This is a genomic window from Rhodococcus sp. 3258, assembly GCF_031456475.1.
Lineage (GTDB): Bacteria > Actinomycetota > Actinomycetes > Mycobacteriales > Mycobacteriaceae > Rhodococcoides > Rhodococcoides fascians.
The window spans coordinates 259,123-282,141 of sequence record NZ_JAVDUT010000001.1; the positions used below are offsets into that span (position 1 = coordinate 259,123).

Consider the following 23,019-nt stretch of genomic DNA (forward strand, 5'->3'; position numbering starts at 1 on the left):
ACGCCATTTCGTCAGGCACGATTACAGTGCGACAGGTGAGTGTGCAGATTTCCTGGTTGTTGAGACAACGCGACCTCCGGCTGAGTCATCGCGGCGGGCCCGAACGCAGCGGTGCCGCCATCACCTTCGCGCAGGCGACCGAGCTCACCGATCCGAGTCCGTGGTTGTCCGGCGGCGAGCTGATCCTCACGACAGGTCTCGGCTTCGACTCCGGCGGCCCCGCACTCGCGCAGTACGTCCGCACCCTCCGAACGGCAGGGGTTGCCTGCCTCGGATTCGGAACCGGTCTCTCGCACAGCGTGATTCCACGAGAACTTCTCGACGCGGCAGACGAGGTCGGGCTACCCGTCGTCGAGGTTCCCTACGACACTCCTTTCGCCGCGGTCATTCGGGCGGTCACCACACGCATCGCCGAGCAGGAGTACGAGGAAGTCCTGCGGGCGGCGTCGGTACAGAGCCGCATCACCCGCGCCGCACTGCACGGCGGCGTCGACGCGATCGTGCGCGAATTGGCAGTCGCCACGTCCACCTCCGTCGCGCTCATCGGACATCGCACCGAGTCGTTCCATCCGGTCGACGCGGCGGATCTGATCGCGCAGGCCCGCGAGATCGCCGCCAGTATCCGTCCGTCGTCGTCGCCCGCGACGGTGTCGGTGAGCGAGCCGGGCCGCACCGTGAGCCTGCACTCGGTACCGATCACCGCCAGTGCGCCGAGCTTTCTCGCGATTCGCACGAAGGGGCCCGTGACGGGAGTCGAGCAGATATTGCTCGGGCATGCGGTGTCGCTGATAACCCTCGAACTGGAAAAGCCCGCGCGCCTGCGCGCGGAGCAGACGGCCCTCAACTCGCGTGCGCTCGGACTTCTCCTCGACGGGCATCTCCTGTCCCCCGGTGACACGCAGGTACCGAGCTATCTCGCCGATGCGGCCGACGACGACTCACGCATCACCGTGGTGGTTCTCCGCGGCGCGACGGGGCGGACGGGTTCCATCGCCGATGCCGTCGATGCTCAGTTCCGCGCCCACGCACGGCCGACGTTCGTCAGGTCCACCGACGACGGCGCCGAGATGCTGCTACCCGGCGGCGACGCGAATTTCGTTGCGCAGCTGATGAATTCTCTTTCCCGTTCGGTGTGTGCGGGGGTCGGCACCGACATGCACATCACCGAGGCCCCCACCGCGCTGAGACAAGCGCGGCTCGCGTGCGCGGCGGCCGGTCCCGGTGATCGGGTCGTCCACTTCACCGGGTCGATGCTGCTGGCGTCGGAACCGGTTCGGGAATCGTTGCGTGCCATGGCTGCCGTCACCATCGCCGTCCTGGCCGAGTACGACCGCACTCACACCGCGGATCTGGTGGGTTCGCTTCGGGCGTTCCTGGAGGCCAACGGGCACTGGGAAACCGCAGCTGCCCACCTGTCGGTGCATCGTCACACCTTGCGCAACCGCATCACACGATGCGAGGAATTGCTGGGGGTGGATCTCACGTCGGCGCGGGTGCGTGCGGAATTGTTGCTCTCCCTACTCGCGGCATGAGTGCACCCCTCTGTGTCAGGATTTCGCGATGACCACCCCTCGTCCTGAACCCCAGATCTCCGTCGCCACCGCGAAGTCGGTTCGGCTCGGAGTGCTGCTGGCGGCAGTGGGCGGATTTCTGGATGCGTACACCTACGTCACTCGCGGCGGTGTGTTCGCCGGTGCCCAGACCGGCAACGTGGTGCTGCTCGGCGTGGACGTGGCGGGCGGGCGTTGGGTGGAGGCGCTGGTGTTCCTGCCGCCGTTGACGGCGTTCGTTCTGGGTGTCATGACGGCGGAGTTCATCGCGTTGCCTGCGATCGAGAGGATCGTGCGCAGGCCGGTGCGGGCTGTGCTCTGCTACGAGATCCTGGTTCTGGTGATCGTCGGGTTTCTGCCGGCAATGGTTCCCGATGCGGTGGTGTCGGTCATCCTCGCGCATGTCGCGGGCGTGCAGGTGACGACCTTTCGGGTGTTGGTGGATTCGCCGTTCAACACGACGATGACGACCGGCAACCTCCGCACCATGGCCATGGCGGCGTTTCATCGTGTGGTCGAGCATGATCGGGAGGCGGGGATCAGGGCTCGGCGGTTCGGCACGGTCATCGCCGGGTTTCTCGGCGGCGCTGTACTCGGCGCAGTGTCGGTGGAGCTGTTCGCTCTGCGCGCGATCTGGGTGGTGGCCGTCATGCTGATCGTCGCGCTGGCACTGTTCGTGTTCGACGAACGCCCACCTCGATCGGCTGCAGCGAAGCGTTAGTCGCCCAGTCGAAGCGGCGCGATGGTGTCGAAGACGTCCCCTGGGCCCGGGTTGTCCGGTGCCGAGATGCCACCCAGGTGATGTACGACGCCCCACACCGCGTTCAGTGCTGTGTGAATCGCGCCCTCCGCCCAACCGGCGGTCCACGAGATGTCGTCGCCGGCAAGGAAGATGCCACGGTGTCGGGGTTCGAGTTCGTCCTGCACGAAGTGGGTGAACAGTCTTTCCTGATAGCGGTAGTGCCCCGGCAGGTTGGCCTTGAACGCACCCATGAAGTCGCGCTCGGTCTCCCAGGACAGCGTCACCGGAGTCGAGATGATGTGGCTGCGAAAGTCGACACCCGGGTAGATCTCTTCGAGGGATCGCAACATGATGTTCATGCGTTCGGTGGGATCGAGAGCCAGCAGTTTGAGCGAGTCGTCGGACCAGGTGTAGGACAGGCAGATCAGCCCCGGCTTTCCTTCGCCCTGATCGAGAAGGTATGTGCCGCGGCTCATCCGGTCGGTCAGCGTCATGCTGACCAGATCACGCCCGGTCACCGGGTCCTTGTCTTTCCAGAACGGCCGATCGACGAGTGCGAAGACCTTCGTCGACCCCATGTAGTGGGTACGTTCGATGGCGGTCCAGTGGTCGATCGGGAACAGATCGTCGTCGCATCTGATGTTGCTGAGCAACATCCAACTCTGCGCGGTCACGACCACGGCCGCGTACGTACGGATGTTTCCTCGGTCGTCGTGGATCGTGGTGCCGCCCCCGGTGCGCCTGATCTCGGTGACGCGCGGCATCGTGGTGCCGCCGTTCACCGAGGAGACCGACGTACCCGCCGGCCAGTGCGCCAGGTCCGCGGGTGTGTCGGTCCACAACCGCATCGGCAGCTGCTGTGACCCGCCGACTATGCCGCGGTGGTGATCGTCGGCTGCGGTGATGACGACACGAAGGATCTCGAGAATGGAGTTGGGATAGTCGGTGTCCCAACCTCCTGTTCCGAAACCGACCTGGCCGAACAACTCTCGCATGCGAAACGACGAGAAATGCTCGGACGCAGCGAGAAATCCGTAGAAGGTCTGATCGTCGAATTTCACGATCAGTTCGTTCCAGATGCGTTTGATCTCGGCCGCGTCCCGCCGGCGGATGGCGCGCTGCAACGGAATCAGTTCGGCGTGCTCCTCGAGCGTTCTGTTCCATGCGTCGGCGACCTCGGCGAAGATCGGCGGGAGATCCTCGAGCTTGCGGGCGTAGTGGCTGGTGCCCTTGAGATCGATCACCGTACTGGGGGTCGCCTCGGCCAACGGGTTCGGGAACGGCGTCGTCTCGAGCCCGACGGAGTCGAGGTAGTGGAACAACGCGGTCGAGGACGGCGGAAACCGCATCGCGCCCATCTCGGCCACCACACCCGGATGTCCCTCGAACGGCACCGATCGCATGCGGCCGCCGATCCGATCCGATTCGTAGACAACCGGTTCCAGGCCGAGCCGAAGCAACTCGCGGGCCACGACCATTCCTGCGAGTCCGCCGCCGACCACCGCGACTCGGGTACCGAGTGCAGCGTCGGGAACGCTACCCAGGCCGGCCGGGTGGGCGAGGTAATCGTCGTAAGCGAACGGAAAGTCCGGCCCGAACATGGTGAGCGGTTGTTCGTCCTCGGGCTCGATCGCGCTGTCCGGGGTGACGGGTGTGGTCATCTGTCGTTCTCCTGCTCGGCTCGTACCGGGCCTGCGGTCCCTGCGGGACGAGGAGCCGTCCGATACAGATCCGGACGTCGGTCGGAAAGGTGGGTGTTGATCGCTCGGGACCTGTCGAGGTCGGCGGGGTCCAAGTGCACCGTCAACAGTTGCTCGTGCACACCGGCTCTGGCGATGTCGGTGCCATCGGGAGAAACGGCGCACGTCAGGCCGCAATAGGTCAGAGTCGACTCGGTGCCGCAGCGGTTGACGTAGGTGACGAACACCTGACTCTCGTAGGCCCGCGTGGGAACAACGTGGGTTGCGATGATCTCGAACGGCGACATCAGACCGGTCGGGACGATCAACCATTGCGTACCCGCGTCGGCGTGCGCGCGGACGGTCTCCGGAAATTCGACGTCGTAACAGGTGAGCAGACCGCAGCGCAGATCTCCGAAGTCGAACTGCACCACCAACTTCTGGCCTGGGGTGAAGTGGGCACGATCGAGCTCACCGAACAGGTGCGTCTTGCGGTACCGCGCCAGCGATTTACCGGTCGCATCGACGACCTGAACGGCGTTGTACACCGACTCGCCGCTGCGTTCGGGATATCCGTACACGATCGCGACGCCGTGAGCACGGGCGATCTGTGCGACCCTCCCGAAGATCGGCCCGTCGAACGGTTCGGCACGATCGACGACGAGTTCACCGATGTCGTAACCGCTGACCGACATCTCCGGAGTGACCAGGATCGATGCACCTGCCGCCGCGGCTGCCGCAGCCGCAGCATCGAGTGCCGTCAGGTTGGCCTCGACATCGCCGGAGTCCTCCGGCCCCTGATAGAGCGAGACGGTGTTCGTCACCGATGCAACCCCGGCTTTCCGATCGGCAATTCTTCGGGCAGGGCTGGTGCCAGCACCCACAGCACTCGCGCCCCACTGCTGCTGTCGCTGCGGAAACTGTGCCGACGGCGCGGCGAGAACGTGAACGCATCTCCCGCCCCGAGAGAGATGTCGTCCCCGCCGAAGTCCGCGCCGGGATCGGCTTCGAAGATCACCCGTAGCTCGCCGTCGATCACGTACACGAAGCTCACGTCGAGCGGCAGCGTGTACGCCTCGGACCCACTTCCGCCGCCGTGTTCGATATGCCCCAACAACACCTGCACGCGACGCTCCCCTACCGGCGTCAGCAGATACTCGGTCATCTGTTCTCCACCGAACATGATGCGCGGCAACGACTGTGCGCGTACCACTTCGCCGACGGGTGCGTCGTCGAACAGCGAGCCGACCGGTACGTCGAGCGCGGCGCAGACTCTAACCAGGGATGCGACCGATGCGTTCACCTGATCGCGCTCGAGCTTGGACAGATACCCCTTGGTGACCCCGCAGGTGTAGGCGAGCGCGTCGAGCGTCAGCCGCTTCTTCAGGCGCGCCTCCTTCAGGCGCGCACCGATTCGTGGCGCATCGACGTCGACCTGCGCGGCTGAAGACACCCTTTTCGCCTTTCAGGAAACTTGTGTTGACAAGACCGAGCATCAGAGTAACGCTTGCCGAGCGACATGGTCGACCTTTCGACGGCCGGGCGCTCGACTGCGGAGGGACATCTCGATGAATGCGAACAACCCGGAACACACCCCGGTCGGCCCGCTCGACGCCACCAAGGTCCCCCGTTACGCCGAACCGACGACATTCGCGCGACTCCCCCGGCTCGACGAGGTGTCGCGGGCAGACGTGACGATTCTCGGCGTGCCGTTCGATTCGGGGGTGAGCTACCGGCCGGGTGCGCGCTTCGGACCCGGCCACATCCGTGCGGCGTCGAAACTGTTGCGGCCGTACAACCCTGCCCTGCAGGTCTCGCCGTTCGCACGCCAACAGGTAGCCGACTTCGGCGACATCGGGGTCAATCCGTTCGACATCACCGAAGCGCTGCAGACCGTGCACGATGCCGTGACGGACCTGCGTGCCGACGGCTCTTCGGTGCTGACTCTCGGCGGCGACCACACCATCGCGCTCCCGATCCTGCGTTCGCTCGCGCGTGATCACGGGCCGATTGCGGTGTTGCACTTCGACGCCCACCTCGATACCTGGGATACGTATTTCGGTGCGCCGTACACACACGGGACGCCGTTTCGGCGGGCGAGCGAGGAAGGGCTCATCGACCTCGAACGCTCCCAGCACATCGGTATCCGCGGCCCTCTCTACAGTGAGCAGGACCTCGAGGACGACCGGGTGCTCGGCTTCCAGGTGATTCGTTCCGACGACTACGAGGTCGACGGCGTGGCCAGCATCGTCGAGCGGATGCGTCGTCGCCTCGACGGTGGCCCGGTCTACGTCTCGGTCGACATCGACGTTCTCGATCCCGCGCACGCTCCGGGCACCGGCACACCCGAGGCCGGCGGGATGACCTCGCGCGAGTTGCTCAACACGCTGCGCGGTCTAGTCGGGCTGAACGTGGTCGGTGCCGACATCGTGGAAGTCGCGCCCGCATACGACCACGCCGAGATCACCGGCATCGCGGCGGCCCATGTCGCGTACGAGTTGCTGTCGGTGCTGGCGCTGAACCGGTAGCGGGCACTTACCGGCGCGGCAACACCAGAATCGGTACGGGCGAGTGGCGGATGATCTTCGTTGCCCGTGAACCGAGAAACACTCGGGCGATCGGACCCAACGGCCCGGACGACCCGATGGTCAGCACTTCGCCGTCCTGCCAGTGCAGTTCGTCGAGTGCTTCTCGCCAACTGCCCGCGGTGGCCAACTCGGTGTCGACGCGGTCGGCCGGTAACCCCACCGCGACAGCGTCGTCCACCGCCGCGGTCAGCGCCTCGCTCAGTCCTCGGGCGAGCTCGGCCGCTACGTCGTCCTCGGCTCGCAGCCCGATCTCGGGCGGATACATCGTTGCCCCGCGAACGACGAACGAGGCCAAGCGAAGTGGCACACCGGTGTCGCGGGCCAACTCCGCTGTGGGCCCGACGACGCGGGTGGCCTCACTGTCGCCCGAGAACGCGCACGTGATCCGCGTCAGGACGGCCCGATCTCGAATGCGGTAGCCGCGCGGGGCCAACGCGACGGTGACCGGCGAGGAATGGAGCAACTTGTCCGCGGTGGAACCGACGACGACTTGCCCGAGAGCACCGTCCCCCGAGGAACCCAGAACCAGGATCGACGCCCCGGTGGTCTCCGCGGCCTCGGTCAATGCAGTGGACACCGAGCGGTGCGACATCCGGTGGAACGACGCGGCGACATCGGGTGCGCGTTCCTCCAAGTAGTGGCGGGCTTTCGCCTCCGACTCGGTGGCCGTCGACGCCGCCCAGTCCGCGAACTCGGCGTCGACCCGGGCCATCGACGGCGTCGACCACGGCTTGGGAACCACGGTTGCCACGTCGATGTTCGTGGTCAGGGATCGGGCCAGTTGCGCACCGAGATCGAGGGCACCGACACTTCCCTTGCCGGGCGCGAACGCGATCAGCACGCTCATTCTGCGTCCTTTCCGACCGATCGAAGCGCCGAATGATGCCGACCCCACAGGAAGTAGAACGCGAGAACCACGGCGAGCCAGAGCCCGAACCAGAACCATGTGGTCCACCGCAAGCCGGACAGGATGTAGATGCACGCGGCGATGGACAGGATCGGTGTCACCGGGTACCCCGGCACCTTGAACGGACGCTCGAGGTCGGGCATCGTCCGGCGCAGGACGATTACGCCGATCGCCACGACGATGAACGCGACGAGCGTTCCGATCGACACCAGATCGGCCAACTTGTCCAGCGGAACGAACGCGGCGAGGATCGAGATGATCACCGCGACGACGATCGTGTTGTTGACGGGGGTGTGAGTCCGGGGACTGACCTTCGCGAACGCCTTGGGCAGCATCCCGTCTCGGCCCATGGCGAACAGAATGCGCGTCTGCCCGTACATCGTCACCAGAGTCACCGAGAAGATCGAGATCACCGCGCCCGCCGCCAGAATCGTGGCCGGCCATGCCCGTCCGGTCACATTTCGGAGAATCTCGGCCAACCCGGCTTCTTCCTGCCCGGCGAATGCTGTCCACGGCTGTGTGCCCAACGCCGCGACCGCAACGACGAGGTAGAAGACGATCACCACGACGAGTGCGGCAATGATGGCTCGCGGCATGGTTTTCTGTGGATTCTTCACCTCGTCCCCGGCTGTCGAGACGGCGTCGAGACCGATGAACGAGAAGAAGATGGTGCCGGCCGCCGCGGTGACACCTGCCGCTCCGAGCGGCATGAAGTCCGAGAAGTTGCCGGAATCGAAGGCGGTGAATCCGACGACGGCGAACAGCGCGAGCACGCCCAGCTTGATGACGACCATGACTGCGTTCACCGCTGCGGACTCGCTCGCACCGCGAATGAGCAAGACGGCGCACAGAACGATCAGCACGACGGCGGGCAAGTTCAGTATTCCCGGATCGGCGTCACCCGGTGCCGCGGACAACGCGTGCGGGATGGTGAAGCCGAAGAGATTGCCGAGAAGTTCGTTGAGGTATCCGCTCCAGCCGACCGCCACCGCGGCACTCGACACCCCGTACTCCAGCAGCAGGCAGGCCGCAACACCCATCGCGACCACCTCCCCCATCGTCACGTATGCGTATGAGTACGTCGATCCCGAGACCGGCACCGCCGAGGCCATTTCGGCGTAACAGATAGCGGCGAGCCCGGCGGCAATTCCGGCGGCCAGGAACGACAGGACCACGGCTGGACCGGCTTCGGGAACGGCGAGCGAGAGCACGAAGAAGATGCCGGTGCCGATGGTCGCTCCCACTCCGAACATCGTCAGTTGGAACGTCCCGATGGTGCGTTCCAGACCACCGGGCTGCTGGTCCGGTTCTGCGATCGGTTTCTTGCGGAACAACTGCGAGCGCAGACCCGATGCGGGTCCGTTCGACGATGTCATGGTCGAGACTCCCAACGTGAAGACGAACGGTGCGGACCGAACCGTGCCGCGGGCGGTACAGCAGCCGACGCGAGGCGATTTCGGTGATTCTGCTCCCCGAGCCACCCGGTCGCACACCGAACACGCCGCGCGGTCCACGAGCTCGTTGTCGAGCCGGTGTCGGTGTGAGCGCCGCCTACCATTGACCTCGACTCGGATGGGAGACCCTCGAACACATGGCCACACAGCCGGACGCGACACCGCTCGACGCGGTGGCCGCGCAAGCGGCCTCGGACGCAGGCGGCCTGGACGTCGCGTTCCTGGGGAACTTTCTCGACGTCGTGACCGATGCGGTGGACGCAGGTGTTCCGCTCACCCGCAAGCAACTTCGGGAGTGCCGCGTACACGGCGACGAAGCAGCCCGAGCGGGTGTGGCTCTGCGCGCGTTGCTCGACCTCTACCTGTCGGCGGCGTGGCGATTGTGGCGCGAGTTGCCCGTCGTGCAGGCCGCCGCAGCAGACCCGGCCGGGGTCGTCACCGCGGGCGAGGTCATGCTTCGAGCCGTCGACGACGCCGCGGCCGAACTCGCCGAAGGCTTTCAGCTCGCCCGGCGGACCCTGGTTCGCGTGGAGGTATTGGCACGCCGCGAGTTCGTGGACGATCTGCTCTCCGGAACGGCCGATGTCGCCGGTGTCCTGGGACGTGCGCAGACGTTCGGGCTGGATCTGTCGAGTCCGCACGCAGTCGCCGTGGTCACGTCCACGACTCCGTTCACCGACGCGACGTCGGCCATCGGGCTGGTCGAACGCAGCGTGCAGGGCCGCAAAGGGGACGCCGATCTCCTCGTCGCCACCAAGCAGGGTCGGCTGATCGTGGTGTTTCCGGCACCCGATCGCGAGGCCGTCGACCACGTGCTCACCCGTGTGGGACGAGTCCTCGGTGCGTCTGCAGCCGGCCCGAGCGATACGGTCGACCTGCGCCGTCGCGGCGAATACGGACGGATACAGCTCGGAGTCGGTCGCCCACGCAGCGGCGCAGTCGGCGTGGCGGCGTCGTACCGAGACGCCCTGGACGCGCTCGACCTCGCGTCGTCGCTGGGGCTCGACACACCCGTTGTCGACGCCCGTGATCTGCTCGTCTATCGCGTTCTGATCAGTGATCGCGCCGCGATCGCCGATCTGGTCGAGACGTTGCTGACCCCGTTGACGAGCGCTCGGGGCGGAGCAGGCCCACTGCTGGAAACATTGCAGGTGTACTTCGAGACCGGCGCGAACTCGGCGTCCACCGCACGCCGGATGCATCTGTCAGTGCGCGCGGTCACGTACAGATTGTCGCGAATAAGAGATTTGACCGGGCAAGATGTGGGCAATCCCGTCGAGGCATTTGCGCTGCACACGGCAGTACTCGGCGCGATGTTGCTCGACTGGCCGCGATCCGGCCTGCACTCCTGAATCGCACCTGAGGCCGAGATTGCCGGATGTCGGCAAGAAAGTCTGCTGAAACATGTCCGCAAAACAACCCTGCCTGCAGTAAAGCAAACAGTCAGACTGGAGTAGTTGCGGTCGAACCGCCCCACATACCGATCGAACGAGAACGTAAGGAGCAGGACAGATGTCGTCGTTGACACAAAAGTTGACCGCGTTCGCTCGCAGCCCTCAGGGCAAACAGATGATCGACCGAGCGCGCCGATATGCAACCAAGCCAGAGAATCAGGCGAAGTTGAAGCAATTGGGCACGAAGTTCACCGGTAAGGGTGGACGTTCATGAACGTCGTCCCATGGTGGGCGTGGGCCGCATTCGGTGCCGTCGTCCTGATCCTGCTGGCCATCGACCTGCTGGCGCACCGCGGCGCGCACATCATCGGCTTCAAGGAGGCCGCGTGGTGGAGCGCACTGTGGGTAGGCGTCGCCATCATCTTCGGCATCGTGGTGTTCTTCACGCTGGGAACAACGGCCGGAGTCGAGTACACGACGGCATGGTTGCTGGAGAAGAGTCTGTCGGTCGACAACCTCTTCGTCTTCGCGCTGATCTTCGGCTACTTCAAGGTCCCCCGTGAGTACCAGCACCGCGTGTTGTTCTTCGGTGTCATCGGCGCCCTGGTCTTCCGTGCCATCTTCCTGGCCGCCGGTGTGGCCATCGTCAGCAAGTTCGCCGCGGTTCTGTTCGTCTTCGCCGCCATCCTGCTCTACAGCGCGTACAAGCTGATGAAGGACGAGGACGACTCGTACGACCCCGGCACCTCCATTGCAGTGCGCTTGCTCAAGAAGATCGTCCCCGTTCAGGACGAGTACTCCGGTACCAAGTTCTTCGTCAAGGAAGCAGGCAAGCGGGTGGCCACGCCACTGCTCGCCGTCGTGGTGGCGATCGAGGCCGCCGACCTGGTCTTCGCGGTCGACAGTGTTCCTGCCGTTCTGGCGGTGACCGACGACCCGTTCATCGTGTATTCCTCGAACGCGTTCGCGATCCTCGGCCTGCGTGCCCTGTACTTCCTGCTCGCAGGGTTGCTCGAGAAGTTCCACTACCTGTCCAAGGGACTGGCGATCATCCTCGCCTTCATCGGCGTCAAGCTGATCCTGCAGGCCGGGCACAAGGTGATCAGCACGTCGATCCCCGAGATCCCGTCCTTCGTCAGCCTGGTGGTCATCGTCGTGGTACTGGCAGGCTCGATCATCCTGAGCCTGAAGAATCCCCCGGAGGAAGACAGCGCCGACGCGGTCGACAAGGCTGCAGCCGACAGTCCGATCGTCGATCCGACGGACGGAACCTCCACCGCCGGCACCTCGTCGACGGGTACGTCGGGTACCGATTCGCCTCGACTCGACAAGTAGTTCCGCACGACACATGCCCCGCCGGAATCGATCCGGCGGGGCATGTTTGTACTTCGCCGTGATGGGGCAAACCGTCGTCATGGCTGACAAGAACTCGTACACCGTTCCCGGACTCTCGTCGGACGTGGGCGCGCGCGTCGCAGCGATCCTGCAGGATCGCCTGAACGCCTACAACGACCTCCATCTCACGCTCAAGCACATTCACTGGAATGTGGTCGGACCGAACTTCATCTCTGTCCACGAAATGCTCGATCCTCAGGTCGAGGCCGTGCGCGGCTTCGCCGACGAGGTCGCCGAGCGCATCGCGACCCTCGGTTCCTCTGCGAAGGGAACGCCGGGCACCATCGTCAAGGAACGTTCCTGGGACGATTACTCGATCGGCCGGGCGACGGCGATCGAGCACCTCGGCGCTCTCGATCTGGTGTACACCGGGGTCATCGAGACCACCCGTAAGAACATCGAAGAGGTCGGCGAGATCGATCCGATCACCGAGGACATGCTCATCGGCCAGAGCGCCCAGCTCGAACTGTTCCACTGGTTCGTCCGCGCGCACCTGGAGAACTCCGGTGGTCAGCTCTCCACCGCAAGCGCGACCAGCGAAGTCGACGCTGCGAAGCAAGCCGGCTGACAAACATTTCTACCCGAAGCACCGGTCTCGCCGATCACGGCGAGGCCGGTGCTTTTCGTTGTGACAGAACCAGATCACTCCGGCGGACGCGCCTCGTGGCCGCTGCGACCGTGCGTTCGTCGCTGTTCTTTCATCTCGGCCTCGAAGACGTGCCGACGTCCGTCGAGCAGCTCGTTCCGGACCGCCCGCTCGTGATCACGAAGTACCGTCCAATACCCGTCGTCGAACTCTTCGACGAGCTGGAACGTCCACCGCCCCTGAGCGATGTTGCGGCCGATCATGTCGGTCTCGAGTCGCTGTGCCAACGCGTCGTGCCCGGCGTCCGACAACGCGTCGGAGGCCTCCCCGAGCAGCAGATCCGCGTGTCCCATCAGCTGATGGAACGAGTACAGGTGGCCGCGAGCGCGCTCGACGTATTCGAGTGCCTCGGACAGTTTGCCCGTGGCTGCCACGGTATCGTCGTCCACTCCGTCGGGGCGGCGGTGCTCCGGTGCCGGCGTCTCATGCGAATGTGGGTCGTTCGTCTGTGCAGTCATGAACGGCACGTACCCGCATCCCGTGCCGGCAACACGGCCGGGAGTCCGATGATTACCGACCGCGATCTCGGGTATAGCTCCCATGCACGAGCAGCACAATCTATTTCGAGGAGTTCACATGGCTGATTTCATCGACAAGGCAAAGCACAAGGCAGAAGAGCTCGTGGGCGAAGCCAAGGAAAAGATCGGCCACAAGACCGACAACGACGACCTTGCTGCCGAAGGCGCAAAGGACCAGGCGTCGGGCAAGACCAAGCAGGTCGGCGACGACGTCTCGGACGCAGCCGGCAACATCAAGGACAAGTTCACGAACTGATCCATCGATGCAGCAGAACCCCGCACCCAGCCCTCACGGCTCGGGTGCGGGGTTCTTCTCTGTCACAGGCCTTCTGTCGGATTCGGCAGCGGCAGTGGCCGCCCGAACATCCATCCCTGCCCCAAGCTGGCTCCGAGTGCTCTCGCGCGCCGCAGATGTCGACGCGTCTCGATGCCTTCCGCCAGCACGATCGCATTGCTCGACCGAACGTAGGCGCGAACCTGTCGCATCGCCGGTCGGGACCGCAGCGGAGCTCGCACGATCGACGCGTCGAGCTTGACGATGTCCGGTGCCACCAGCGCCAGTAGATCCAGGGTTGCCGGTGTCGCTCCGACGTCGTCCATGGCCACCCCCATCCCGCGTGCGCGCGCGCCGCGGACGAGGGCCATCAGCAACGGAACGTTCCGATCCAGATCACGCTCGGTGATCTCGAGGACCACGTCGAGATCGTCGCCGATGGCGTCGAGGTGCATGTCGACGTCCTGCTCGTCACGGAAGCAACCCGGTTCGATGTTGAGGAAGAACCGCACCCTGCGGGAGTAGGCACGTTCCCTCGCCGCGCGCAGAGCTGCCGCGCGGCAGGCCACATCCACTCGGCCGACGAGTCCCCGTTCACGGGCCAGAGCAAAGACGTCCTCGGGAAGTGCGCTGCTCGGCGACGGCCACCGAGCGAGGGCCTCGTAGCCGACGACATGTCCGGTCGACAGTTCGACGACCGGCTGAAACAGCGCCGCCACCGAATCCACCGACTCGAGCGCCGCGGACGCTGCCAGCACCGCGCCGTCCGAGACAGTCACAGTGATCGCTCGTCCACCGGGGTTCGGCGTGCCTCGAGGCGATCGGCGATCAGTGCTGCGTGCAGTCGCCGCAACCCCGACGGTTTCATCGGATCGAGACCGGTGAGTTGATCCACCCGCTTGAGGCGGTAGTCGACGGTGTTGGGATGCACCGTCAGCCACGTGGCTGTCTTCTTCCTGTTGGAATCGGAGTCCACGAAGGCTTGCAGCGTCGGGAGTAGGTCGACCGAGTCACGGAGTGGATCGATCAGAGTCACGAGGTGCTTTCGACCGAGTCCGGGCCGGCTCACCTGGTACTCGAACACCAGATCCGAGATGCGGTAGGTGCCCGGCGTGTAGTGCAACCTGCGGACCAGGCTCAAGAGCTCGTACAGGTGCGGCGCAGTCACCGAGATGTCGTCGATCGCTGCCGACCCGGTCGTCGCCGTCACTGCGACCTGGCCGGCGTCGGCAAGCCGCTCGACCAGTTCGTCGACGTCGGCACCTGGAACGTCGGGCAGCAGTACCGTTCCGCCCGTCGCACTGATGGATGCGATGGGGGCGATGTCTCCGTTGTGCGCTGCCAGGGCCGCGTGAAATCTCCGCAGCTTCCGTGCGGCCATCATCGCCGCATCGCCGCGCCTACCCCCTTCGTCGGCATGCGCCGGAAAGTGCAGGGCCACGACGTGATACTCCTCGGCGAGCAGCGCACCCATTCGATCGGCGATCCTGCGGGCAGTGCCGTCGCCGGTCAGCAGAGCGTCGAGCAATTCGACGTCGTGCCGTGGACCGTTCTGCGCCAACGTGCGAAACTCGGTGAGATAAGCGTCGGACACCGCCTCGGTGACCACGTTCAGAAGCTCCATGATCAGGATCGTCCGGTCATCACCCGCCGCGCCTGCCTCCCGGTTCACCGCTGACTCGGCAGCCCGTAGACCCAGCGCGCAGCCCTCGTTGATCGCGTGCTGAATTCGGCCGAGTGGCACTCCGTCGCGGGCCCACCGCGTTGCGGCGTCCCGGAAGGTGTCCATGGCCCCCGCGACCGGTAGTCGACCGGAATCGAGGACCCCTGCAGCCAGTTCGCTGCAGGTGGTCGCCATGTCGTCGAGTTCGCCCCGTGCACAGTCGCGCGGCGGCGGTACGTCCTCCGGATCGACGAAATACCGGTTCAGCATTCGCGCGGCAGTCTCCCGGGGCGTCCGCAAGCGGTCCGATGCACGTCGACCACCTGCGTACTCCTCCTGCGCCGTGTCCACACTGTCTGTTGCAGTCACCGAACCCCACCCCTCGTACTCGAAACCCGCGTCAGGTCATGTCCTTCAGGCGGCCGATGTCTGCCCACAACGCCCCTGCCTCGGTATCGAACCGTCCTTCCCCGGCCGAACCGTCGGCCGGGGTGAAGACACTCGAACCATAGTGCACAAATAAAACCTGGGGATTGTTTTGGACCGTGAACCCAGCAACAAATCCGCATTAGCGTCCGGTTCGTTGTCATTTGTGACGCCCCATCACGAATGAACGGTCACGTGCGGGCGGTTTCCAAACGTGATGCGGCGCACGTTCCGGGCCGAAATCCGGGCCTACAGTTCCGACTTGTCCACTTGACCCTCGTCGAAAGTCAGGCTCCATGACCACTTCTCGGTCCACCTTCCGTGCAACGAGGAAGGCCACGACAGTCCGCGCTGCGATGATTGCTGCAATGGCATGCTCCGTTGCCCTCGGTTCCGGTTTCGCAGCACAGGCTCAGCCGGCACCCGTCCCGGTACCGGCACCGCCCGCAACCGTGCAGGGCAACACCGTTGTTCCGCCGGGGCCGACCGGCGCATACCCGAAGGCCTCGGATCAGGGCATCACGGCACCGAGCATCGATTCGGCTGCCCCCGCCACCGCGACGTACGACCCACGGACCGAGACCACCGGATACGGGCCCGATCAGAAGAACTTCCTGGCCGGATTCCTCTACAGCATCGTCAACCCCAACGTCGCACCCCAAGGTGCCAACGATTGGAACTGCAAGCCCACCGCCGCGCACCCCCGCCCGGTCGTCCTCCTGCACGGCACCTGGGAGAACGCGTACAACAACTTCGCGCGCATGTCGCCTGCCCTGAAGAAGGAGGGCTACTGCATCTTCGCGCTCAACTACGGAGACGGGGACTCCAGTGTCGTCGGCAATCTCCCGTCGCTTCGCGGTACCGCATCGGTCGCGTCCAACGCGAAGGAGATCGCCACCTACGTCGACGCTGTGCGGACGGCCACGGGCTCTGCGCAGGTCGACATCGTCGGCCACTCCCAGGGTGGGCTCGTCACCCGTCAGTACCTCCGTTTCGAGGGCGGTGCCAATCCGACCGACCCGACCAAGAACAAAGTGAACACGGTCGTCAGCGTCGCCGGATCGAATCACGGCACCACCCTCGTCGGCATCGGAACTCTGGGGCGCACCATCAACAACCTGGGACTCAACGTCCTGGGAGTCGTCGGTGCCATCGCCGGGCCGGCAGCTTCGGACCAGGTGATCGACTCGCCACTCGTCAAGGGACTGGCCGTCGGCGGTGACACCGACCCCGGCATCAAGTACACCGTGATCGGCACCAAGTACGACGAGGTCGTCACCCCGTACAAGACGACGTTCCTCACCGCAGGCCCCGGTGCCACCGTCAACAATGTCACCCTGCAGGACGGCTGCGGCATCGACTTGTCGGACCACCTGTCGATCTCCGTCTCACCGCGCGCGATCGGCATCGTCAAGAACGCACTGGATCCGAAGGGCTTCCCCGCGAAGTCGATCCCGTGTGCCTACAACTCGCCCATCACGGGCCAGTAGGACACCGGTACCTCTGTTCCACCAGGGCGATCGGCCGATCGGGCCGATCGCCCTCGGCGGAAGTCCGGGTCAGTTCTGTGCTGGGGTCCACCCCAGCGCCGGGCCGAGCTTCTGCGCCGTGTCGGTCAGGATCTGCACGTAGTCCTCGTGGTCGAAGCTGAACGGCAGCGCGAACGCCACCTCGTCGACCTCGCGAAAAGATCGATTGGCGTACAACTGCTCCGCGATCTCGTCCGAGGTACCCACGAGGTCCGGTGCGAACATCATCCGAGCCGGCCCCTGCGGTGCTCCGGTCCGTGCAGTACGCGCGTGAACGTAGTCCTCGTACTTGCGCTTCTGCGCGGCGGAAGCACTGTCGGTGGGGATGACCACCAGCCCCTGGGAGACCCGCGCGTCGGCCCCGGCCGGGTGAGCCTCGCGGAACCGCGCGATGTGCGCGCGCTGGATCGCATCGAAATCCGTCGAGTCCTCGGCGCGCACCACACTGCTCACCAGAAGATTCATCGCGTTCTCCCCTGCCCACTGGGCAGACCGGAGACTGGCCCCGCCGTACCACATTCGGTCCCGTAGACCACGCGAATACGGTTGTACTCGTTCGGAATACGCTTCGATTCCCTCGGTCCCCGACCACGTGGACGCAGGTTCACCGGCTACGAACCGAAGCAGCCGCGAGACTCGGTCGTAGCCGAAGTCCTCGTCCTCGGCGGTGTCGGGATACAACGAGTGTGCGACGCGATCGAAGTGCATCGGTTGTCCCACACTGATTCCCGCGTTGACGCGCCCACCGGACAGCACATCCACCGTGGCCAGGTCCTCGGCGAGACGCAACGGGTTCTCCCAACCCAACGGCGTCACCGCAGTGCCGAGCATGATGCGGTCGGTACGTTGCGACGCGGCGGCCATGACCGCGATGGGAGACGAGATACCGAACTGCAGGTGACGATGACGAAGCCACGCACTGTCGAATCCCAGCCGCTCCCCGAGTTCGATGATGCGCAGCGTCGATTCGTGGCCGGCCTCGGGTGCGTTCTCGTCGAAGAGCCCGATGGTCAGAAATCCGAGCGAACGCAGGGGCCTGGATGGTTCGGGCACGTCTGGACCTCGTTTCGTGAAAGTCCGGCCAGCCTAATTCACACCGTCGTCGGTGTCGTGAACAGCGGCGGTGAAACGGCGAATCTCGGTGCCGCCGTACTCGAGCAATCCGAGCGACGCGAACGCTTCGAGCCATCCGACCATCGGCCACCGGCCCCACCGGCGGAAGAAGATCCGAGCGTTGACGACGATGTCGTCGAGATGTTCCACCGGAGGATCGGACACGGGATGGAACTGGTGGTACGCGTGAGCGCCGCCCACCCACCGCAACCCGATGCCCGACGCGCGGGCCGTGGCCGCGAAATCCGTGTCCTCGCCCCCGTACCCGGTGTAGTCCTCGCAGAAGCCGCCGATCTCGGTCCACGTGTCGGCGTGCACGGCGAAGGACAACGACCAGAACAGGTCGAAATCGTGTCCGGGTTCCACTGCGCCCGCAGGCGGATTCGGTCGAGCCGGATGCGGCGCGGTGAGCGGGATCAGAGCGTCACCTTCGAGTCCGACGCTGTCGGGTTTCAGGTAGGTCACCGGTCCGCACAACAGAGTTCGCCGACTGTCGGGGCGCAGTGCGGCGCGGCGATACCTGTCGAGCATCTCCGGGGCGGGTATGCAATCCACGTCGAGGAACACCACCAGCTCGGCACCCCGACCGAGGGCAGCGGCTGCCCCGAGGTTACGCGCTCGCGCCACCGGCAGCGGGGTCTGTGCATCCATGTCGAGAACCTTTGCTGCAGAGCCGGATCGGGCGACCACGTCTGCAATGTCGTCATCGCCCATGGCGACCACGATGTGCTCGACGGGCCGGTCGGTGGACTCGGCCAACCCGCGAATCTGCGCGGCGAGATGATCGTGACGACCCGAGACCACGGTCACGACAACCACTTTCATCGTCGAGCCGTCCCGGACGCAGCCTGCTCGATCGCGCGAGCCGCCCGATCGGGTGCGCCGTCGGTACCGAGCAGCGACCATGTCCGTCCGCCGATGCCCAGGGCGCAGTCGGCAGCGCGTCGCCACCGATCGACCGAGGGCCACTCGTCGAGCACCGCGGCGATGGATCCGGCCGCCAGTGCGTGCGCGGTGGCAGCCTGCTCGTCGAACGGCCGGGCTTGCGGAACCACGATGGCCGGTGTGCCCGACGCGGCGACGTCGGCCACGGCGTTCTGCCCGGCGTTGGTCACCACGAGGGCCGCTGAGCACAGCACCGGCCACACGTCGTCCACCCAGTCGCCGCCCGCCACTCCGAGTGTGCGGAAGTCGAACCGGTCGTCCGCGGCGGACCACGAGTCCACCAGTTCACGGGTCAACGAGGTGCCACCCGCCGCGCCCAGTACGACAACCGGGCCTTCGGTGGCCGCAGTGTTCGAGCCCTCCGTTCGGGCTCGTCCGGCGAACCGGCTGATCGAGCCCGAGTACGTCGTCTTTGCGGCGTACGGATGCAACCATGCCGGGTCGTACACACTGCGTGACCACGGTGCGAGAATGTGCGTCGCCGCGCGGTAGGCCATCGCGTGGACGGGATCGGCCCGGTGTCCCGGAATCGCCATGACGATCACCCGGACACCCATCAGCCGCAGAAACATCGCCACTTCCACGGACACATCGACGACCACTGCCCGCGGTCGCTCACGCGCAACCCAGTCGGCAATGATCGCCATCCGTGCGGTCAGTCCGTCGACGTCGTGGGGTGCCCAGTGCACCACTCCCCCCGCCGAGATGTCGTCGGCGGCTGCCTCGCCCACGGTGTCGTTCACATCCAGCGGGAGTGCGATCCATTCCGCTGCAGCATGTTCCGGAGGCCGCGCCCGCGAGGACAGCACCGTGATCGGCTCACCCAGGCGGCGCGCAATCGCGTCGGACCGAGTGACGTGGCCTACCCCGTGGTGGTGTGCGTAGTAGCCGATCATGCAATCGCGAGACCGTGGGCGGACTCCGGTGCCGATGCGGACTCGAGGGTCGATCGGTACAGCTCCTCGTACTCGTCGACCATCCGGTCCACCGAACACACCTGCTCGGCGCGCGCCCGCGCGTCGTGCCTGTTCAACGCTGCCGCGGCGGGAATGGCGGCGGCGAGCCCGGCCACGTCGTCGGCGGGTACCAACACTCCGGACGAGGCGTCGATGATCTCGGGTATCCCTCCGCGGGCGAATGCTGCCACCGGGGTACCGCAGGCCAGGGCTTCGGCGACCACCAGACCGTACGGCTCGGACCACACCGGCGACACCAGCGCGACCTCGGCACCGGCCACCAGCGCGGCGAGGGCCGGCTGATCGAGGTGCCCGACGTATCGGACTCGATCGTCGAGCAGGGGTTCGACGACACCGTGGAAGTATTCGAGGTTGCTGATGGGTCCGGCGATGCGTAGCGACCGGCCGGCGAGCTTCGCGGCGGCGATGGCCAGGTGCAATCCCTTCTCGGGAACCAACCGTCCGGACCACACCACATAGTCGCCGCCCGCACCGAACGGCCAGTCCTGCAGCGAGATCCCGTTTCGGATGACGATCGTCCCGGTCGCGACGTCGGCCCATTGTTCGGCTGCGAACGCACTGACAGCAGCAAAAGTGTTGGCACCGAACGGAGCCAGGGCAACAGCCGACTCCAGCCACGCGAACGGCGGCGTGTGCAGAGTGGTCACCATCGGCACCGGCAGTGTGGCGGACATCGCCAACGGCAGGTAGTGCAGGCTGTGGTTGTGCACGATGTCGAACGAGTTCGACAGCGCACCGGCCAGTTCCATCATCACGGCGAGGTATGCGTGGTGCTCGCGAACCGCAGTGGGGGTGACCGCGAGATCGGCGAGGGCAATCGGTGTCAGATCCAGCGTTCGGACCGGCAACATCGTGGCATCCAGATCGACGCTCGATCCGTCTGCGGCGAACAGACTGACGTGGTGCCCACGCTCGGTCAGCGCCCGCACCAGATTGTAGACGTGTGCCTCCAGACCGCCCGCGAAAGGCTGTGCCACCGGAAAACTCGATGACGCCAGCACCGCGATGCGAAGTGGCTTCTCGTTCAACGCATCTCCTTTGTCACTGCAGCGTAGATCCCAGCGTGGGTCGCTGCGATTCGTTGTCTCTGCTCGGCCCGGGTTGCGGCGTCGAGCGCTGTGGTCCGATCGGCGTGGGCCGCCTGCACAGCTGCCACCAACGTGTCGGGATCGAACGAGTCGGTGTTCATGACGAAACTGTGAATCGGCGCTTGGTCGGCATAGAAGCCGCAATCGGACGCGACGACGGCCGTTCCCAGATCCCGACAGGCCTCGAGCCAACCCGAATGTGTTCCGAACCGATACGGCAACACCGAGACGTCGATCGAAGACAGGTAGTCCCACAGTTGCTCGTCGTCGAATCGGGCGTGCACCCGCACATCGACGTCGGGGAAACTGTTGTAGTCCAGCAACTTCGCGCCGACGGTCGGGTCGTACCAGTGGCCGGCCGTGTCGAACACGTCCTCGTCGATGTCCAACCGCACCGTCGCAGCCGGTAGCGATCGAGCCGCCTCGACGACGGCGTCCATCACCGCAAGCGGGTCGATGTTCGCTCGCAGGTTCTTGGCGTGGACTCCGATGACGAACGAGTCCGACACCGGGCGTGCGACGTTCATTCTTTCGAGAGGCACCACGTGTGGGTGCTCGATCACCGTCGCATGCACGTTCCACCGATCGGCTATCCACGCAGCTGCTCCTTCGGTGAGGGTGATCACGGCATCGGCACCACGTATCAACACGTCCAGCTGCTCCAGATGACCGGTGTTGTCCGCGAAGTGGGGATTGTGCGCGTCGTGGACCGTGAGCACCAGGGGCTTGCGATGGGCCCTCAGATACTCGACCGTGCGGGTCAAGTCTTCCGGTGAGAAGGACTCGAAGCCGAAGTGCACGTGCAGAACGTCGAAGCTCGAATCGGGTTGCTCGGCCAACCACCCTGCGTCGAGGAGACGAGGCGGCCACCACTGGCCCGGCACATCGACGCGAACCGGCGTCGGATCGGGCAACAGCACCACCGAGTTACCGGAGCCGTCGGGCACCGGCTGCACGTGCTGTACGTACACGTGAGAGGAGGGTACGGACGCAATACGAATCATGAATTCCTTCGGGTACAGGTCAGACGAATCGTGCCTGTTCCCGACACGCGCAAGGGGTCTGTACCCACTTCGTACCGAGTTCAATCGCGGTTGCCGTCGCAGGTTCGGCGGGGCTACGTTGACCAGAAGAATGGTCGAACACACGCACTCACACGACGTCGGGGCAGACATGGACGGGCGTACTCGCCACTACGGCGATTTCTACGGAATATCGGGGCTCGAGGCCGCGCCACGTACACCCGTCGACGATCGCCCCCTGTTGCTCGTCTGGGGTAACTGCCAGGCCGAGGCGATGCGCATTCTGCTGAGCTCGGATGCGGCGATGCCGTTTCGGACGGTACGAATCCCGCCGGTACACGAACTCGAATCCGCCGATCTGCCGCACGTCGATCGATTGGTCCGGCAGACCTCGGTACTGCTGACTCAGCCTGTGCGGGAGGGTTATCGGGATTTGCCGCTCGGGGTCCCCGATCTGACACGAGCACTCCCGCCGCACGCCGTGGTACTTCGTTGGCCCGTGCTGAGATACGCTGCGCTGCATCCTTTTCAAGTCATCGTTCGGCATCCGAGCGACCCAGCGGCCGTTCCGGATCTCGTTCCGTACCACGATCTGCGGACGATCGTGGCCTTCGAGCGTGGCGTGCGGCCCGGCGAGAACTGGGACCTCCCGGTATCCGACGCCGGCTTTCGTGATGCCGCGCAGGCGAGCCTGGACGAGCTACGACGACGCGAGAGCCGCGACACCGACATCGCTGCGTCCGACCTGTTCCAGAGTGCGGGAAGCCGTGCCACTCATACGATCAACCATCCGACCAACGTGGTGTTGACTGCACTCGCGCAGCGGATCCTGGACCACCTCGACACCGCCTGCACTGTGGGTGATCCAGGGAGAGAACTGCTCGGCGGTGTGCGAGCGCCCGTCGAACGTCGGGTACTGCGCGCCCTCGGCCTCCCCGGTGAAGCTCGCCCAGACTGGACGGTCGACGGTTCCGACGTGTCCAGCGACGTCGTGCACCGCGCTCACCTCGATTGGTATGCGGCACATCCCCAGTTCGTCGACGCCGCACTGGCCCGCCACTCCGAGCTCCTGCGAATCCTGCAGACGACGCCGTGATCGCACCCGTGCA

Annotated in this window: 22 protein-coding genes; 9 read left to right on the forward strand and 13 right to left on the reverse strand. The window is 65.3% G+C overall.

Annotated features, from left to right (window positions below):
- The first annotated feature begins 35 nt into the window (after positions 1-35).
- Both J2X62_RS01105 and J2X62_RS01110 read left to right on the forward strand, forming a co-directional pair.
- Complete coding sequence (locus J2X62_RS01105) at positions 36-1,532, forward strand: PucR family transcriptional regulator (RefSeq protein WP_310176391.1); 1,497 nt, start codon at positions 36-38, stop codon at positions 1,530-1,532.
- A gap of 28 nt (positions 1,533-1,560) precedes the next feature.
- Complete coding sequence (locus J2X62_RS01110; RefSeq protein WP_037219192.1) at positions 1,561-2,271, forward strand: YoaK family protein; 711 nt, start codon at positions 1,561-1,563, stop codon at positions 2,269-2,271.
- On the opposite strand, the gene J2X62_RS01115 is transcribed toward J2X62_RS01110, so the two are convergent.
- From J2X62_RS01115 to J2X62_RS01125, 3 genes are read right to left on the reverse strand one after another with little or no spacing between them, the layout of a single operon-like run.
- Positions 2,268-3,953, reverse strand: coding sequence for an NAD(P)/FAD-dependent oxidoreductase (locus J2X62_RS01115; protein WP_310176394.1), 1,686 nt, complete (start codon positions 3,951-3,953; stop codon positions 2,268-2,270). The genes J2X62_RS01110 and J2X62_RS01115 overlap by 4 nt on opposite strands.
- On the reverse strand, positions 3,950-4,795 hold the full coding sequence (locus J2X62_RS01120; protein WP_032366256.1) for a carbon-nitrogen hydrolase family protein: 846 nt from the start codon (positions 4,793-4,795) through the stop codon (positions 3,950-3,952). Before J2X62_RS01120 ends, J2X62_RS01115 begins: the two co-directional genes overlap by 4 nt.
- Entirely contained in the window at positions 4,792-5,424 is a 633-nt protein-coding gene (locus tag J2X62_RS01125) for a helix-turn-helix domain-containing protein (protein WP_283549792.1), read from the reverse strand. The genes J2X62_RS01120 and J2X62_RS01125 overlap by 4 nt, the downstream gene beginning before the upstream one ends.
- 115 nt (positions 5,425-5,539) lie before the next feature.
- On the opposite strand from J2X62_RS01125, the gene speB reads away from it, so the two are divergent.
- Positions 5,540-6,499 (forward strand): agmatinase, encoded by a 960-nt coding sequence (speB, locus tag J2X62_RS01130; protein ID WP_027496227.1) that lies wholly within the window; start codon positions 5,540-5,542, stop codon positions 6,497-6,499.
- Between the two features lie 7 nt (positions 6,500-6,506).
- Here the strand turns inward: speB and J2X62_RS01135 are convergent, their stop codons facing one another.
- Both J2X62_RS01135 and J2X62_RS01140 read right to left on the reverse strand, forming a co-directional pair.
- The gene (locus tag J2X62_RS01135; protein ID WP_027496226.1) at positions 6,507-7,406 is read right to left on the reverse strand and encodes a universal stress protein; all 900 of its coding nucleotides are present in this window, start codon (positions 7,404-7,406) and stop codon (positions 6,507-6,509) included.
- Positions 7,403-8,842 (reverse strand): amino acid permease, encoded by a 1,440-nt coding sequence (locus J2X62_RS01140; protein ID WP_027496225.1) that lies wholly within the window; start codon positions 8,840-8,842, stop codon positions 7,403-7,405. The genes J2X62_RS01135 and J2X62_RS01140 overlap by 4 nt, the downstream gene beginning before the upstream one ends.
- Positions 8,843-9,057: 215 nt before the next feature.
- Between J2X62_RS01140 and J2X62_RS01145 the strand changes: the two genes are divergently transcribed.
- The 3 genes from J2X62_RS01145 (at position 9,058) to J2X62_RS01155 (ending at position 12,277) form a co-directional block, all read left to right on the forward strand.
- Positions 9,058-10,272 (forward strand): helix-turn-helix domain-containing protein, encoded by a 1,215-nt coding sequence (locus J2X62_RS01145; protein WP_310176403.1) that lies wholly within the window; start codon positions 9,058-9,060, stop codon positions 10,270-10,272.
- A gap of 312 nt (positions 10,273-10,584) precedes the next feature.
- A complete protein-coding gene (locus J2X62_RS01150; RefSeq protein WP_027496223.1) occupies positions 10,585-11,649 on the forward strand; it encodes a TerC family protein in 1,065 nt (354 codons plus the stop codon).
- Positions 11,650-11,728: 79 nt separating this feature from the next.
- Positions 11,729-12,277, forward strand: coding sequence for a Dps family protein (locus tag J2X62_RS01155; RefSeq protein ID WP_027496222.1), 549 nt, complete (start codon positions 11,729-11,731; stop codon positions 12,275-12,277).
- Between the two features lie 74 nt (positions 12,278-12,351).
- Here the strand turns inward: J2X62_RS01155 and J2X62_RS01160 are convergent, their stop codons facing one another.
- A complete protein-coding gene (locus J2X62_RS01160; protein ID WP_310176408.1) occupies positions 12,352-12,813 on the reverse strand; it encodes a hypothetical protein in 462 nt (153 codons plus the stop codon).
- A gap of 118 nt (positions 12,814-12,931) precedes the next feature.
- Between J2X62_RS01160 and J2X62_RS01165 the strand changes: the two genes are divergently transcribed.
- A complete protein-coding gene (locus tag J2X62_RS01165) occupies positions 12,932-13,129 on the forward strand; it encodes a CsbD family protein (RefSeq protein WP_027496220.1) in 198 nt (65 codons plus the stop codon).
- A 62-nt stretch (positions 13,130-13,191) separates the two neighbouring features.
- Here J2X62_RS01165 and J2X62_RS01170 read toward each other — a convergent pair whose 3' ends face one another.
- Both J2X62_RS01170 and J2X62_RS01175 read right to left on the reverse strand, forming a co-directional pair.
- Positions 13,192-13,926, reverse strand: a complete 735-nt coding sequence (locus J2X62_RS01170; protein ID WP_230074240.1) for an EAL domain-containing protein — start codon at positions 13,924-13,926, stop codon at positions 13,192-13,194.
- Positions 13,923-15,179, reverse strand: a complete 1,257-nt coding sequence (locus J2X62_RS01175) for a helix-turn-helix domain-containing protein (protein ID WP_310176422.1) — start codon at positions 15,177-15,179, stop codon at positions 13,923-13,925. The genes J2X62_RS01170 and J2X62_RS01175 overlap by 4 nt, the downstream gene beginning before the upstream one ends.
- A gap of 353 nt (positions 15,180-15,532) precedes the next feature.
- On the opposite strand from J2X62_RS01175, the gene J2X62_RS01180 reads away from it, so the two are divergent.
- On the forward strand, positions 15,533-16,726 hold the full coding sequence (locus tag J2X62_RS01180) for a triacylglycerol lipase (protein ID WP_027496218.1): 1,194 nt from the start codon (positions 15,533-15,535) through the stop codon (positions 16,724-16,726).
- A gap of 69 nt (positions 16,727-16,795) precedes the next feature.
- Here the strand turns inward: J2X62_RS01180 and J2X62_RS01185 are convergent, their stop codons facing one another.
- From J2X62_RS01185 to J2X62_RS01205, 5 genes are read right to left on the reverse strand one after another with little or no spacing between them, the layout of a single operon-like run.
- Positions 16,796-17,818, reverse strand: a complete 1,023-nt coding sequence (locus tag J2X62_RS01185) for an LLM class flavin-dependent oxidoreductase (RefSeq protein ID WP_032383516.1) — start codon at positions 17,816-17,818, stop codon at positions 16,796-16,798.
- A gap of 33 nt (positions 17,819-17,851) precedes the next feature.
- Positions 17,852-18,703 (reverse strand): glycosyltransferase family 2 protein, encoded by an 852-nt coding sequence (locus tag J2X62_RS01190; protein ID WP_094693610.1) that lies wholly within the window; start codon positions 18,701-18,703, stop codon positions 17,852-17,854.
- Complete coding sequence (locus J2X62_RS01195; protein ID WP_027496216.1) at positions 18,700-19,719, reverse strand: glycosyltransferase; 1,020 nt, start codon at positions 19,717-19,719, stop codon at positions 18,700-18,702. The genes J2X62_RS01190 and J2X62_RS01195 overlap by 4 nt, the downstream gene beginning before the upstream one ends.
- On the reverse strand, positions 19,716-20,828 hold the full coding sequence (locus J2X62_RS01200; RefSeq protein WP_027496215.1) for a glycosyltransferase: 1,113 nt from the start codon (positions 20,826-20,828) through the stop codon (positions 19,716-19,718). Before J2X62_RS01200 ends, J2X62_RS01195 begins: the two co-directional genes overlap by 4 nt.
- Positions 20,825-21,859: a glycosyltransferase family 1 protein gene (locus tag J2X62_RS01205; protein ID WP_310176433.1), complete on the reverse strand. Its 1,035-nt coding sequence runs from the start codon at positions 21,857-21,859 to the stop codon at positions 20,825-20,827. The genes J2X62_RS01200 and J2X62_RS01205 overlap by 4 nt, the downstream gene beginning before the upstream one ends.
- 202 nt (positions 21,860-22,061) lie before the next feature.
- Between J2X62_RS01205 and J2X62_RS01210 the strand changes: the two genes are divergently transcribed.
- Positions 22,062-23,006 (forward strand): WcbI family polysaccharide biosynthesis putative acetyltransferase, encoded by a 945-nt coding sequence (locus J2X62_RS01210; protein WP_230074237.1) that lies wholly within the window; start codon positions 22,062-22,064, stop codon positions 23,004-23,006.
- The last annotated feature ends 13 nt before the right edge of the window (positions 23,007-23,019 follow it).